Source organism: Streptococcus mitis (assembly GCF_946190375.1).
Classification (GTDB): domain Bacteria; phylum Bacillota; class Bacilli; order Lactobacillales; family Streptococcaceae; genus Streptococcus; species Streptococcus mitis_CJ.
Genome location: NZ_CAMIAF010000005.1, coordinates 14744 through 29452, shown reverse-complemented (window position 1 = coordinate 29452; position 14709 = coordinate 14744). Strand labels below are relative to the sequence as shown.

The window sequence follows — 14709 nt, the reverse complement described above, 5'->3', positions numbered from 1 at the left end:
TTAAAAATGTATTTGATTTTAAAAGATACTTTAGATAGATTTTTGGCGTTTTTTCTATTTATTACCTTGATAATCATACCGATTATTCCTATAACGATTCTGGCTATTTGGATAGAAGATCCAGGAGATGTTTTCTATTTACAAGATAGAGTTGGTTTAAATGGAAAAAAATTCAAAGTAATAAAGTTTCGTAGCATGTACAAAGATGCTGATCAGAGAATAAAGGAAAGCATTAATAGTGGTAAAACTGATCGTCTAAATTTTAAAGAACATTCTCAAAGTATGACTACAAAAGTCGGTAAAGTGATACGAAAACTTTCAATTGATGAATTACCTCAATTAGTGAATATTATAAAGGGTGATATGGCTATAGTGGGACCCCGTCCATTACAAGAGTTTGAGATAACTCATCATATTTTTACTCATAAAGAAACGGATAATACTTTAAAGATGTCTAAAAGATTGTCTGTGAAACCTGGTTTGCTTTGTTATTGGCAAGTTACGCCAAATAAAAATGACATGCCTTTTGGTGATAGAATGAATCTAGATTTATTATATATTGACAATGTATCTTTTAAGACTGATTTTTTGCTTATTTTGAAGGGATTTTATACAGTTTTAATGGGTAATAATAATTAATATGAAAAATATAAAAATATTAGTAGCAACACATAAAAAATATAAAATGCCCAGTGATACAAGTATGTATCTGCCAATTTACGTAGGATGTGAAGGAAAGGAAAATTTAGGATTTCAAGGTGATAATTCTGGAGAAAACATTTCAACCTTAAACCCGTACTATTGTGAACTTACAGGTCTCTATTGGGCTTGGAAAAATTTAGAGTGCGACTATTTAGGTTTGGTACACTATCGTCGTTATTTTACTAAAATGACTAAAGGGTACAACGAATCAATAAATATTGATGATGTAATTTTAAATAGGTTTGAAGTGGAGAAATTGTTAGAGAACTCAGAAGTCATCGTTCCTAAAAGAAGAAAATATTATATTGAAACTCTTTATTCTCATTACGATCATACTTTTGATGGTACTCATTTAGATTTAGCTAGAAAAATGATTGAAATGAATAATCCAGAATATCTCTCTAGTTTTGATAAGGTAATGAAACAAAGAAGCGGATGCATGTTTAACATGTTCATCATGAAAAAAGAACTGGCAGACAATTATTTTTCTTGGTTATTTCCTATTTTGGATAGTATGTATGAAAGTATGGATTTATCAGATTTAACTGATTTTGAGGCTAGATTATTTGGAAGAGTTAGTGAGATACTATTTAATGTGTGGTTAGATAAAAACGATCTAAAAATTAAGGAAGTCCCTTTTATGTACATGGAAAAGGTTGACTTGTTTAAAAAAGGAATATCATTTTTAATGGCAAAATTTTTTGGAAAGAAATATGGACAGAGTTTCTAATAATTATATAGACTATTTAACTAGAAAATATTGAGAGAAATTGGTCAACAAATGAAGTCAGATATAGAAATTATTCAAAGTAAAATTATAGAGTTGTTAAGATTATTCATCGATATCTGTGAAAATAATGATTTGACTTATTACGCCTTGGGTGGAACCTTATTAGGAGCTGTGAGACATAAAGGATTTATACCTTGGGATGATGATATCGATTTGGGTATGCCAAGAGAGGATTATGAACGATTTAAACAAATTGCTACTGAACAAATTAATGGTAAATATCAGTTTTTGAGTGAGGATACACCAGGATATAGAAAAGCATTTTCTGTGATTCGAGATACTTCAACAAGAATAGTGATGAATTATAGTAATGTCGAACAAGAAGAAAGTTTGTGGATTGATATATTTCCAATAGATGGTTTACCCAGTAAAGGTATAAAGAAAAAAATTCATGAAAAACGGTATTTATATAGACGAATGATGGTTCAATTATCTCAATTTAATAGTATTGTAAATCAGAATAAAGCTGATAGACCTTGGCATGAAAAATTGATAATCAAAATAGCAGATCGTTTAAAAATAGAAAATATTTTATCGTTTGAAAAACAACAGTACAAATATTTAAAAACGATAAAGAAATATTCAGTAATGGAGGGTTATGCAGGTAATTTTACAGGGGCATATAAACTTCGTGAGTTAGTACCAAGTTGTTATTTTGGTGAACCTGTTAAATTAGATTTTGAAGGAATAAAACTGAACTGTCCAAATAAATATAAAGATTACCTCAAAGCAATATATGGTAATAATTATATGACATTACCTCCAATTGAACAAAGACTTCCTCATCAATATAGAGTTATAAGTTTAGGAGAGAATATAGGTGAGTAAGATTAGAAAAGCACAAGCTTACTATTTAGATATTAAAAATAAGAAAAAATATTTTCCTTCAAATGTTTTAAATTGGCAACTTTTAGGAAAATTTTTGGGACAAGTACCAAACGTAATAGGTGAAAATCAAGCAAGATTTTTTTGCGAAAAACGTCACCAGAAAACAAAAGAATTTCTAAAACTACATTTTGATGAATTTGTAGAAAATTATAATTTTACTCAAGATAATCTCGAAAATAAAAAAATTATTTGGACATTGTGGTGGCAAGGTTATGATAATGCTCCTGAAATTGTAAAGTATTGTTTAGATAACATGAAAAAAATTAGCTCATGAAAATGGTTTTGAATTTTATTGTTTAGACGAATCCACCTTTGAGCGCTATGTTAAAATTCCTGAATATCTAAAATTAAAAATTAAAAAAGGCTATATTTCAATTGCAAATATTTCAGATATGATACGTGTTTGTCTTCTTTCGCAGTATGGTGGAACTTGGATTGATTCAACAGTGTTCATTCATTCGTCTTTTAAATGGGATAACTTTTCTAAATCTTATTTTACAATAAAGACAGGTGAGATGACAGATTATTCTCCAAATGTTTCCAAGAATCGATGGAAGACTTTTTTATTATCAGGGAATAGTTCGCTATACGAATTTACTCGTGATTTTTTCTTTGAATATTTTAAAAAATTTGATTATGTCATTGATTATTTGTTGATTGACTATATTTTTGATATAGCATTTGATACAGATGCCGAGATAAAAAAACAAATGTTGGAATTAGAATCAACAAATCTGAATTTGTTTTGGCTTGAAAATCATTTTTCTGAAAAATTTGATAGAAATATATGGGAACATATTTCAGAAAACACGAAGATTTTTAAAACGACATATAAATTAGATACAAAAATAAAATGTGATCCTGAAAATAATTATTCGGCGTTAATTAAAAGTAAATTGAAATGATGGTAAAAAATGAAAAAAATAGCTTTAGTAAGATGGATTTTGGATGATTCTGGTGGCGGTGAGCGAGTTGCGGTATCTTTGGCAAACGAACTTACAAAAAAGTATGAAGTTCATTTAATTGGAATTACAACAAAGCAATCAGATTTATTCTTTAAAATCAATTCTCAAGTAAGATACTCCAATTTTTTTGACCATAGAGTACGCTTGTCTAAGAATATTCTAAAAATCTCAAAAATGTTAAAAAAATATTTCATAGATAATGAAATAGAGGTTACCTTTGGGATAGGGATAACTGCTAATATATTTTTATCTTTGGCAGGAATAGGAACTCAAACTAAAGTAGTTTTGTGTGATCATACCAATTCAATTGCGGATAATAGTGAATTTTCTCGGAAAATCCAAAGATATGTTGGAACAAAATTAGCAGACAAGATTATTACTCTCACGCAAGAAGATCGTAGAAATTTTATACGAAAATACAGCATTTCTGAGAGCAAGATTGCTTATATTTATAATTGGAAAGAGAACGTTCTTTCCGATATAACTTATAACAATGAGTCTACCAAGATTATAACAGTAGGTCGTTTCGATTATCAAAAGGGCTATGATTATCTTGTTCAAGTTGCTAAGAAAGTACTGAAAGAAAAGACTGACTGGACTTGGGAAATTTATGGTTCTGGTAATCAAGATGAGGTAGATAAAATCAGGGATTTAATCATTAAAAATGATTTGCAAGATAAGTTAATCATAAAAGGACTCGAAAAAAATCAGGATGTGATTTATGGAGATAAAGGAATTTATGTCATGACTTCTCGTTACGAAGGATTACCCTTGGTATTGTTAGAAGCTCAACAATATAATCTTCCCATTGTTAGCTTCAGGTGTCCAACGGGACCTAATGAGATTGTTGAAGATGGGGTCAATGGTTATCTAATTGATTGTTATGATACCGATAAGATGAGTGAGAGACTACTTAAATTGATGGAAGATTCGAACTTGCGAACTTCCTTTGCTAATCATGCCAAGGATAATATGGATAAATTTGATAAAGATAAAATAATTCAACAGTGGATTGATTTAATTGAGGAAATGACTGGAGGGAATAATTTTGAAACCTAAAATGTTAATTTGTATAACTAGTTTAACAGGTGGGGGAGCTGAAAAATCACTTGTTAACTTTGTTCAAGAATTTGAAAGTATGTTTGAAATTAGCATTCTAGTATATACGGGAAAAAATAATTTTTATGGCTCAAAATTAAGTCATTTAAGGCTTGATTATTTTATTAGAAAGAATACACCAGCTATTATTGAAAAAATAGTGAATAAGCTTGTTAAGTTTTTGCCACCGTCATTTGTGAATAGATGGATTATACAGAGAAGTATTTTTAAAAATGAAAAATTTGATTATGAATTTGCATATATAGAAGGAAAACCAACAAAAATCATAGCGGGATCATCGAATAAAGATAGCTTAAAACTGGCTTATATCCATTGCGATTTCTCAAAAAATTGGTATTCAAAACGATCGTTTAAAAATTTTAAAGAAGAATTGACTTGTTATCAAAAGTTTAATTCAATCTTAGCTGTTTCTACTCCACAAAAAGAATCCTTTGAGGAGATTTTTCCAAAGACAAGTTTAGAAGTAATCCCTAATTTACTTAACATTGATGAAATAAAAAATTTAAGTAAAGAGGAAATAGAATTAGAAAATATTCCTTATTTTTGTGCGATAGGAAGATTAGAACTTGTTAAAAATTTTGAATTATTAATAAATGCTTTTCATTTATTTAGAAAAAAGTATTCACAATATCATTTAATTATTTTGGGAGATGGTAGTTTATATGATCATTTAAAGAATCAAATTAACAATCTAGGAGAGAGCCAATATATAAAATTATTAGGTTTTCAATCTAATCCATATAAATATATAAAGAATAGTGTGGGATTAATTCAAAGTTCAGTATCAGAGTCTTTTAGTTATGTATTAGCAGAAGCAGCTGTTTTAGGCATTCCTAGTATTTCAACAAAAACTCAAGGTTCTGAGGTTATGGCAAAATATTTTGAAGTAATCCAGGTAGAGCATACGAGTAACGAATTAGCAAAAGGGCTAGAGGAAGTCATTGCGAATAACTTTGCTAATGTTAATTTTAATTTTAATGAAGAAGCTTATTACAAATTTTTAGAGATATTTAAGAAAGGAAGTGGAAGTTTTGAAATTCGAAGAGAAATATAACACATTGTTCAATATAATTTTTTCTCTGTTAACAATATTGTATCTACTGAAATTTGTAAATATTGACAGAATTGATGGAATTTCGATTGTAATCTTTATATGTATATTATTCCTGTTTATGATGCATAGTCTTAAGTATGGAATAAATGGATTAAAACTAACTTCCTTAATATTGTTTTTTTTAACATTTATTTTAAATCTTTTTAATGGTTTTACATTTCTAGAAATACCGTACTTCTTCTTATTATATACAATTATATTAAAAGATAATAAAAATTTTTTCAAAATACATTTTATTACACTTACAGTTTTCGTGTTAACAATTATATTATTGTCCCATTTTGGCTATATTAGTAATTTTGTAATATATAGATCAAATGGTGGTATTAGGAATAGTTTAGGATTTGTACACCCGAATTCATTAGGGTTAATGATTTATTCATTAACGGTTTGTAGTTTAAATCTTTTTGAAATAAAACGATTTAAATCCTTCTTTTATTTATTTTTATTATTGATGAATTTATGGGTATTACAGTTAGCGGACTCTAGAACTTCAGGATATATAAGTATTTTAGTAATTCTCCTTTGTTACTTTTTTGATAAAATGGGTAAGTTAAATAGACCGTTAAATAGTTTTTTTATTAACTTAGCTATTACTGTGTCTGTTTTGTTTATAACTCTAATGTCAATTAATTTTGAAGCCAATAGCATTTTTCAATTTTTAAATAAATTGTTCACTAATCGAATTTTTAGTAGTTATATATTTTTTAGAGAATATGGGATTAGTTTATTTGGCAAAAGAATTGATGCAATTGTCTCATTAGTTCAAGGAACAGTCATAATTGACAGTGGTTATATAGGATTGCTATTACAGAAAGGAATTATTTTTTTTGTATTATTTTTGATATTTATTTTTTCTAGAATAAAGAAATACTCATTTACACTAAGAGAAAGTATTCTACTGATTAGTGTATTTATTTCTCTAATGTTTGAGAGCTATGGTTACACCGTATTTCTATTTCCAATATTATTTTTTGATTATTTAGGAAAAAGGAAGGAAAGTATTAATGAATAAAATTACCGTATTTACACCAACTTTTAATAGAGGGTATTTAATGAATAAGTTGTTTCATTCATTAAACAGTCAAACAAATAAACATTTTGAATGGCTTATTGTAGATGATGGTTCCATAGATCAGACAGGTGAGCTTGTTGAAACATTTAAGGAACAGGCAGATTTTGAAATACGATATTTTTATCAACAAAATGGGGGTAAGCATAGAGCAATTAATCATGGTTTGGATTTAGCTAGAGGGGAGCTATTCTTCATCGTTGATTCCGATGATTCATTGACAGATGATGCTATTGAGAAAATTTTTAATTACTATTCTGGAATTGCCTTTGATAACAGTTTTGCAGGTATAGCATTTAATAGAGGTTTCTCTAAAAAAAGAATAGTTGGAGAGACCTTTGAAGGAACATATATAGATTGTGACAATTTACATCGAGCTAAACATAATATTTTAGGAGATAAGGCGGAAGTATATCGAACAGCTATTTTGAAGAGTATTAAGTTTCCAGAGATAGATGGAGAAAACTTTATGAGTGAAGTTGTCTTATGGAATGAAGTTGCAAGAAGAGGTTATAAATTACGTTGGTTTAATGACATCATTTATTTTTGTGACTATTTAGAAGACGGATTAACCAAAAATAGTGAAAAAATTTTATTTAATAATCCAGTTGCACATCAAATGATGACCAAGGAATTGTTACAAATTGATTTTACATTAAAGAGAAAATTTGGGATGATCTATAATTATCATAAAATTAGAAACCAAAGAATTAAGCAAACCGCTATTAATCTTGAACAGCCTTTAATTTTAGTATATATGGTAGTAATGATGGCTAGAATTAGAAAAATTGTTAAGAGGGTGAAAAATGAGTAACTTATATTATATTGATGAAGAGTTTGGTAGTGATTCAACAGCAGCTACAAAAGCACCAAATGATCTACAGAAAATATTTCAAGACTGTAAATTTAAACCACTAGTAACATTAAAAAAAAATAGTAAGATAGTAAGAATATTTGATTATGCGTTTAAATTGTTGTTGTGTCTTATTAGAATTAGAAGTAATGATATTGTGATATTTCAATTTCCTTTTGCTACTCATGGGAAACTAAAAAATTTTTTAATGAAATTACTACAATGTAGAAAAGCTAAAATGATCTTTTTAATAAACGATTTAGAGTCGTTAAGGTATTCGGGAAATAAAAAAAATCTAATTTCTAAGGAACAGTATGTTAAAAATGCTGATGTGATTATTTGTCATAACCAACGAATGAAGGAGTTTTTAATAGAAAATAAGATCGGCAGTGAAAAAATAGTTGTACTCGGTATTTTTGATTACTTACTGGATAATTTTAATAAAGAAAAAGCATCTTTTGATAAAACAGTTGTAATTGCAGGGAATCTTTCACCCCAAAAAAGTGGTTATTTAACTGAGTTATTAAAAAATGAAAATAGAATAAAATTTAATTTATATGGACCTAATTTTACTTCATCGACTAACAATAATGATTATGTATCATATAAAGGAAGTTTTTCGCCTGAAAAAATTCCTTTTGTACTTGAAGGTGATTTTGGATTAGTTTGGGATGGCGATTCTATATTAACTTGTTCAGGGATTACTGGGGAGTATTTAACATACAATAATCCTCATAAAGTGTCGTTATTTATAGCTTCAAAAATACCGGTTATTGTTTGGAAACAATCTGCCTTGAGTGATTTTGTTAAAGAAAATAATATTGGAATTGTAGTAAATGATTTAATTGAAATGCAAGAGATTATTACTAATATGACTGAAGAGCAATATGAGATTTTTAGAGAAAATATTGAACAGTTGTCCAAAAAGGTAAGGCAAGGTTATTTTACGAATTTAGCGATTGAAAAATCTTTAAGCATAATAAAAAATAATCTCAATAATTATTTTGAGGAAGATTGATGTGAAAAAAGAAGAATATAATTTTTTAAAAGTACTCACAATATTATTGGTAGTATTAGGACATAGTACATATTATGTTATCACAACAAATTTTGGTGGGATTGATTATCATCACTATATAAATAACAATCATTCACTTATAGTAATAAAGGTTTTGAATGTATTAACAGAAATTATCTATTATTTCCATATGCCATTATTTATGGCTATATCTGGGGCATTTTTTAGAATTCAAGTTGAAAAAAATAAGTGGCAGAGTCTTTTCACTTTATTTAAAAATAAATTTAAAAGACTAATAATCCCCTTTATTGTTTTTACAATCTTATATACGCTTCCTGTAAAATATATTTCAAATTATTTTGTACAAACGAGTATTTTGAATGCCATCCTTGGCCAACTGTTTTTATTTGGAAATACTCATCTGTGGTATTTATTTACATTGTTTATTATTTTTATGATTGCATACTTCGTCTTGAGAAGAGATACGGGGATTGGAATGTTACTATTCCTATTTGTACTTCATTTAATCAGTTATAAAATTAATGTTCCTTTAATAAAAAGTTCGTTTCAATTTTTATTTTATTTCGCGATTGGCTTTAAATTTGAACAAAAAAGGGAGGTATACAACCATTTATTGAATCATACCAAGAAATTTGTATATTTCCTCTTAATCGGATTTGTTTTGTTAATTTTCATGAATTTGGGTATTAAAAGATACTCAATTATTCTTTCAAAGGTATTTGTAGAAATTTTAGCAGTGTATGGGAGTTTAGTAACTTATACCATTGCTTATTATTTAACAATAAACACGAAATGGATGAATACCAGAATATACCAGCTTATTTTAGTCAATGGTCTAGGAATTTATATTTTTTCGGATACTCTTAATTATTTGATATTAAAGTGGGGCTTTATTGTTGCTGAGGATTTAATGATTACACCTCATGGAATTATTTTAATGGTAATTTTTCGATTTTTGGTAACATTAATTTTAAGCTTGCTGATTACTTTAGCATTTAAAAAACTACTTCCGAAGTATAAATGGTTAGTGAATTAAAAAAATTTTATAGAGCGTAAAGGAGAAAAAATGGGTATTAAAAAGTTTCTTAAAAAGAGTCGTCTGACCAAAGGAATTTATCATCAATTACAAAGAAAAAAGAATCAATATCGCTTAGAAAAAAAATTTAAATATACAGGGAAATTTATTGACCGTAAAAAAGATAGTAAAGATTTATGTATCATATTAGCGGGGTATAAAGAATTTTTATATGACGATGTGCTAGGAAGAGTAAAGACATTTGCACCAGAAACAATGGATATTTGTGTCCTATCTTCTGGCATCTATTCAGAAAAATTAAACCAAATTTGTGAAGAAAATAATTGGTCGTATTTGAGTACGGAACAGAACAATATATCTTTAATTCAAAACGTAGCTATTAATCTACATCCTCAAGCACAATATATTTATAAAATTGATGAAGATATTTTTATTACAGAACATTATTTTGAAAATTTAAAAGAAGCATATATTTTTGCACAAGAAGGGGATTATGCACCAGGTGTGGTAGCACCACTTATTCCGGTTAATGGTTATGGACATAAAAGAATCTTACAAAAATTAGGCTTGGAAGATGTTTATTATGAAAAATTTGGAGAAAAATCGAAATATATAGCTGGACAGCCTCGTTTTATAGAGAGTAATCCCGAAGTAGCGAAGTTTTTCTGGGGCGATGGAGAAGTAATTCCTACCATAGATACATTGAATGCACAATTTTCAAAAGAAGAGAAAAAAGTTAATCCGTGTGCAATTCGCTTCAGTATCGGTGCAATTTTATTTGAGAAAAGCTTATGGGAATTGATGGATCATTTTAATGTTGAGTTTGAGGGAGCTGGACTTGGAGTGGATGAAGTCCAAATTTGTAATTTTTGCATCTTAAATTCAAAACCATTGATGGTCAGTGAAAATGTGGTTGTGGGACATTTATCGTTTGGTCCTCAGAATAAGGCTATGTTCGAGTATTATAAAGAACATCCAGAAAAATTTTCTATTTAGATGAGGGATAATATGGCAAGTTATAAAGTTAAATCCATCAGATATAATTTTATAATGAATTTTATTTTGACTGTTTCAAATTTCATCTTTCCGTTGTTAACATTTCCCTATGTTTCTAGAGTACTTCAAGTTGAGGCGAATGGTACGGTAGCATATGTATCATCTATTGTATCTTATTTTATGATGATTGCTTCACTTGGTATTCCAACGTACGGCATACGTGCTGCAGCAAAAGTACGTGATGATAAAAGAAAATTATCTACCATTGTCCAAGAACTATTGATTATTAATGTAATTCTTGTATTTTTAGTACTCATTGCATATTTTATAATGTTGTTCACTTTACCATCAATGTACGTCTATAAAGAATTATTTTATATCAATGCAATAGGCATACTATTAAATGTCATAGGAGTTGGTTGGTTTTTTCAAGCAATTGAACAATATGATTATATTACTCTTAGATCGATTTTCTTCAGACTTTTATCATTAGCTATGATTTTCTTACTTATCCATAGTCCTGAGGATTATATTATGTATGCAGGAATTTCTGTTTTTGCTAGTGTGGGATCAAATATTTTAAATTTTAAACGATTATTTAAATATATATCATTTAAAAAGACAGAACCTTATCATTTTAAACCACATATAAAGCCTATTTTGATTTTATTTGCTCAGACATTAGTAGTGTCGATTTATACGAATCTTGATACCGTTATGCTAGGAAGTATGAAAGGAACATATGATGTGGGATTATATACTGCAGCAACAAAACTAAAGGGAATTCTCTTGAGTGTTGTTACCTCATTAGGAAATGTTTTGCTTCCAAGAATGTCCTACTATGCTAATAATCAAATGAAGGATCGGTTTTTGGAAATCATGACAAAAGCTTTGAACTTTACGTTATTCTTATCGCTTCCATTGTCAGTATTCTTTATTTCAGTATCAAAGGAAAGTATTTTGCTACTTGCTGGGGAAGGATATTTGGGTGCTGTTATAGGAATGCAATTTTTAATGTTTGCAGTTATTCCTAATGCACTTACGGGTGTATTAGGTATTCAAGTATTAACACCTTTAGAAAAAGAAAAGTACGTATTACTTTCAGTGACTTCAGGAGCGTTAATAGATTTACTACTAAACTTCATTTTAATTCCATCTTATGGTGTAAGTGGAGCAGCGTTTGCCACTATGATTGCTGAATTCGTTGTTTTATGTGTTCAGATTTACTATACGAGAGATTTACTCTTTAAAATAATACATCAAATAGTTGGGATACGCTATCTATTTACTGTAGGTATAAGTACTTTAGGAATGATTCTTGCAAAGAACTTACAACTAAGTTATTTTTGGTTATTATGTGTGGAAGGAATTATTTTCTTCGGAAGTTATGCTGTGATTCTAGTATTATTAAAGGATGATTTCATTATTAATTTTCTTGAAAATTTTTATAAGAAATTAAAGAAAGTTTAACTAAATATTTTTGAAAATTTAATTTTAAAGGAGCATAAAATGTACGATTATCTTGTTGTTGGTGCTGGATTGTCAGGTGCAATCTTTGCTTATGAAGCAACTAAGCGGGGAAAAAAAGTAAAAGTTATTGATAAACGTGACCACATTGGTGGGAATATCTATTGTGAGAACGTTGAAGGAATCAATGTTCACAAATACGGTGCGCATATCTTCCATACTTCTAATAAAGAAGTTTGGGATTATGTGAATCAGTTTGCTGAGTTTAACAACTATATTAACTCACCAGTAGCTAATTACAAGGGTAGCCTTTATAATCTACCTTTCAATATGAATACTTTCTATGCTATGTGGGGAACAAAAACTCCTCAAGAAGTCAAAGATAAGATTACTGAGCAAACGGCTCACATGAAGGACGTTGAACCTAAAAACTTGGAAGAACAGGCCATCAAGTTGATTGGTCCAGATATTTATGAAAAGTTGATTAAAGGATACACTGAAAAGCAATGGGGACGTTCTGCGACTGATCTTCCACCCTTTATCATCAAACGTCTACCAGTTCGTTTAACATTTGATAATAATTATTTTAATGATCGTTATCAAGGAATTCCAATCGGTGGCTATAATGTCATCATCGAAAATATGCTGAAGGATGTAGAAGTAGAACTTGGAGTTGACTTTTTTGCCAATCGTCAGGAATTAGAAGCTTCTGCTGAAAAAGTTGTCTTTACAGGGATGATTGATAAATACTTCGATTATAAACATGGTGAGTTAGAATACCGTAGTCTTCGTTTTGAGCATGAAGTGTTAGATGAGGAAAACTATCAAGGAAATGCAGTTGTAAACTATACAGAACGTGAAATTCCATATACACGCATTATTGAGCATAAACATTTTGAGTATGGAACACAAGATAAAACGGTCATTACTCGTGAATACCCAGCTGATTGGAGACGTGGAGATGAACCTTATTATCCAATCAATGATGAGAGAAACAATGCCATATTTGCTAAATATCAAGAAGAAGCATCAACAAATGACAAGGTTATTTTCTGTGGTCGTTTAGCAGATTATAAATACTACGACATGCATGTAGTCATTGAACGTGCACTTAGTGTAGTAACAGAAGAGTTTGGTTACTGAAACTTGTATTTTTAACAATTTGATTATTGTACATCAACAAAGAAAGGTACTCTACTATGAAAGGTATTATTCTCGCGGGTGGTTCAGGAACTCGCTTGTATCCTTTGACTCGAGCTGCATCAAAGCAACTGATGCCGGTTTATGATAAACCGATGATTTACTACCCACTTTCAACATTGATGTTGGCTGGGATTAGAGATATTTTGATTATCTCAACTCCACAGGATTTGCATCGATTCAAAGAGCTTCTTCAAGATGGCTCTGAGTTGGGGATTCAATTGTCTTATGCAGAGCAACCGAGTCCAGATGGTTTGGCACAAGCCTTTATTATTGGTGAAGAATTTATTGGTGATGATAGAGTTGCTCTGATCTTAGGCGACAATATCTATCATGGGCCTGGCCTTTCTAAAATGCTACAAAAGGCAGCTAGTAAAGAGTCAGGAGCAACTGTCTTTGGCTATCATGTGAAGGATCCAGAACGCTTTGGCGTTGTTGAGTTTGACAAGGATATGAACGCTATTTCTATCGAAGAAAAGCCAGAGCATCCACGTTCAAATTATGCAGTTACAGGTCTCTATTTCTACGATAATGATGTAGTAGAAATTGCTAAAAGTATTAAACCAAGCCCGCGTGGTGAATTGGAAATTACAGACGTTAACAAGGTTTACCTAGATCGTGGAGATTTATCCGTTGAGGTTATGGGACGTGGCTTTGCTTGGTTGGATACTGGGACTCATGAAAGTTTATTAGAGGCTTCGCAGTACATTGAGACAGTGCAACGGATGCAAAATGTTCAGGTAGCAAACTTGGAAGAAATTGCCTATCGCATGGGTTATATCAGTCGTGAAGATGTATTGGCTTTAGCCCAACCACTTAAGAAAAATGAATACGGACAGTATCTACTCCGTTTGATAGGAGAAGCATAGATGACAGATAATTTTTTCGGAAAGACGCTTGCAGCACGCAAGGTTGATGCAATTCCAGGTATGCTGGAGTTTGATATTCCTGTTCATGGAGATAATCGTGGCTGGTTTAAAGAAAATTTCCAAAAGGAAAAAATGCTCCCACTTGGATTTCCAGAATCTTTCTTTGCAGAAGGAAAATTGCAAAACAATGTATCCTTCTCACGTAAAAATGTCCTCCGTGGCCTACATGCAGAACCTTGGGATAAGTACATCTCTGTAGCAGATGGTGGGAAAGTTCTGGGTTCTTGGGTTGATCTACGCAAGGGAGAAACATTTGGGAATACCTATCAGACAGTAATTGATGCAAGCAAGGGAATCTTTGTTCCTCGAGGTGTGGCTAATGGTTTCCAAGTCCTATCAGATACAGTGTCTTATAGTTACCTGGTCAATGACTACTGGGCTCTTGAACTCAAACCCAAATATGCCTTTGTGAACTACGCTGATCCAAGCCTTTGCATTGAATGGGAAAATCTTGCAGAAGCAGAGGTTTCAGAAGCAGATAAAAATCATCCACTACTTAAGGATGTAAAACCTTTGAAAAAAGAAGATTTGTAAAAAGG

15 protein-coding genes and 1 pseudogene are annotated in these 14709 nt (G+C 30.1%); all 16 read left to right on the top strand.

Annotated elements, in window-relative coordinates; translation table 11 throughout:
* Positions 1-6 precede the first annotated feature (6 nt).
* The 16 genes and pseudogenes from N8M09_RS03380 to N8M09_RS03305 all read left to right on the top strand — a co-directional run bounded on the left by N8M09_RS03380 (position 7) and on the right by N8M09_RS03305 (position 14704).
* A complete protein-coding gene (locus N8M09_RS03380; RefSeq protein WP_261063799.1) occupies positions 7-639 on the top strand; it encodes a sugar transferase in 633 nt (210 codons plus the stop codon).
* 1 nt (position 640) lies between these two features.
* On the top strand, positions 641-1432 hold the full coding sequence (locus N8M09_RS03375) for a DUF4422 domain-containing protein (RefSeq protein ID WP_261063797.1): 792 nt from the start codon (positions 641-643) through the stop codon (positions 1430-1432).
* A 30-nt stretch (positions 1433-1462) separates the two neighbouring features.
* Positions 1463-2320 (top strand): LicD family protein, encoded by an 858-nt coding sequence (locus tag N8M09_RS03370; protein ID WP_261063796.1) that lies wholly within the window; start codon positions 1463-1465, stop codon positions 2318-2320.
* Complete coding sequence (locus tag N8M09_RS03365) at positions 2313-2654, top strand: capsular polysaccharide synthesis protein (protein WP_261063795.1); 342 nt, start codon at positions 2313-2315, stop codon at positions 2652-2654. Before N8M09_RS03370 ends, N8M09_RS03365 begins: the two co-directional genes overlap by 8 nt.
* A gap of 10 nt (positions 2655-2664) precedes the next feature.
* Positions 2665-3285 (top strand): annotated as a pseudogene (locus N8M09_RS03360) (capsular polysaccharide synthesis protein); the annotation flags it as partial.
* A 9-nt stretch (positions 3286-3294) separates the two neighbouring features.
* Positions 3295-4404 (top strand): glycosyltransferase family 4 protein, encoded by a 1110-nt coding sequence (locus tag N8M09_RS03355; protein ID WP_261063794.1) that lies wholly within the window; start codon positions 3295-3297, stop codon positions 4402-4404.
* Positions 4394-5518, top strand: a complete 1125-nt coding sequence (locus N8M09_RS03350; protein ID WP_261063793.1) for a glycosyltransferase — start codon at positions 4394-4396, stop codon at positions 5516-5518. Before N8M09_RS03355 ends, N8M09_RS03350 begins: the two co-directional genes overlap by 11 nt.
* A gap of 430 nt (positions 5519-5948) precedes the next feature.
* Positions 5949-6593: a hypothetical protein gene (locus tag N8M09_RS03345; protein ID WP_261043547.1), complete on the top strand. Its 645-nt coding sequence runs from the start codon at positions 5949-5951 to the stop codon at positions 6591-6593.
* Positions 6586-7464 carry a glycosyltransferase family 2 protein gene (locus tag N8M09_RS03340; protein ID WP_261063791.1) on the top strand — a complete coding sequence of 293 codons (879 nt, stop codon included), beginning with the start codon at positions 6586-6588 and terminating at the stop codon, positions 7462-7464. The genes N8M09_RS03345 and N8M09_RS03340 overlap by 8 nt, the downstream gene beginning before the upstream one ends.
* On the top strand, positions 7457-8521 hold the full coding sequence (locus N8M09_RS03335; RefSeq protein ID WP_261063789.1) for a glycosyltransferase: 1065 nt from the start codon (positions 7457-7459) through the stop codon (positions 8519-8521). Before N8M09_RS03340 ends, N8M09_RS03335 begins: the two co-directional genes overlap by 8 nt.
* Before the next feature lies 1 nt (position 8522).
* Positions 8523-9578, top strand: coding sequence for an acyltransferase family protein (locus N8M09_RS03330; RefSeq protein ID WP_261063786.1), 1056 nt, complete (start codon positions 8523-8525; stop codon positions 9576-9578).
* Positions 9579-9608: 30 nt separating this feature from the next.
* On the top strand, positions 9609-10574 hold the full coding sequence (locus tag N8M09_RS03325) for a hypothetical protein (protein ID WP_261063785.1): 966 nt from the start codon (positions 9609-9611) through the stop codon (positions 10572-10574).
* Between the two features lie 12 nt (positions 10575-10586).
* The gene (locus tag N8M09_RS03320; RefSeq protein WP_261063783.1) at positions 10587-12044 is read left to right on the top strand and encodes a flippase; all 1458 of its coding nucleotides are present in this window, start codon (positions 10587-10589) and stop codon (positions 12042-12044) included.
* A 39-nt stretch (positions 12045-12083) separates the two neighbouring features.
* Positions 12084-13184, top strand: a complete 1101-nt coding sequence (gene glf / locus N8M09_RS03315) for a UDP-galactopyranose mutase (protein ID WP_261063781.1) — start codon at positions 12084-12086, stop codon at positions 13182-13184.
* 56 nt (positions 13185-13240) lie between these two features.
* On the top strand, positions 13241-14110 hold the full coding sequence (rfbA, locus tag N8M09_RS03310) for a glucose-1-phosphate thymidylyltransferase RfbA (RefSeq protein WP_261063779.1): 870 nt from the start codon (positions 13241-13243) through the stop codon (positions 14108-14110).
* A complete protein-coding gene (locus N8M09_RS03305) occupies positions 14111-14704 on the top strand; it encodes a dTDP-4-dehydrorhamnose 3,5-epimerase family protein (RefSeq protein WP_261063777.1) in 594 nt (197 codons plus the stop codon). It begins immediately after the preceding gene.
* The last annotated feature ends 5 nt before the right edge of the window (positions 14705-14709 follow it).

Coding starts and splice junctions, on each gene's coding strand:
- N8M09_RS03380 (WP_261063799.1), top strand. CDS start 7: ATGTATTTGATTTTAAAAGATACTTTAGATAGATTTTTGGCGTTTTTT.
- N8M09_RS03375 (WP_261063797.1), top strand. CDS start 641: ATGAAAAATATAAAAATATTAGTAGCAACACATAAAAAATATAAAATG.
- N8M09_RS03355 (WP_261063794.1), top strand. CDS start 3,295: ATGAAAAAAATAGCTTTAGTAAGATGGATTTTGGATGATTCTGGTGGC.
- N8M09_RS03345 (WP_261043547.1), top strand. CDS start 5,949: ATGATTTATTCATTAACGGTTTGTAGTTTAAATCTTTTTGAAATAAAA.
- N8M09_RS03340 (WP_261063791.1), top strand. CDS start 6,586: ATGAATAAAATTACCGTATTTACACCAACTTTTAATAGAGGGTATTTA.
- N8M09_RS03335 (WP_261063789.1), top strand. CDS start 7,457: ATGAGTAACTTATATTATATTGATGAAGAGTTTGGTAGTGATTCAACA.
- N8M09_RS03325 (WP_261063785.1), top strand. CDS start 9,609: ATGGGTATTAAAAAGTTTCTTAAAAAGAGTCGTCTGACCAAAGGAATT.
- N8M09_RS03320 (WP_261063783.1), top strand. CDS start 10,587: ATGGCAAGTTATAAAGTTAAATCCATCAGATATAATTTTATAATGAAT.
- glf (WP_261063781.1), top strand. CDS start 12,084: ATGTACGATTATCTTGTTGTTGGTGCTGGATTGTCAGGTGCAATCTTT.
- rfbA (WP_261063779.1), top strand. CDS start 13,241: ATGAAAGGTATTATTCTCGCGGGTGGTTCAGGAACTCGCTTGTATCCT.
- N8M09_RS03305 (WP_261063777.1), top strand. CDS start 14,111: ATGACAGATAATTTTTTCGGAAAGACGCTTGCAGCACGCAAGGTTGAT.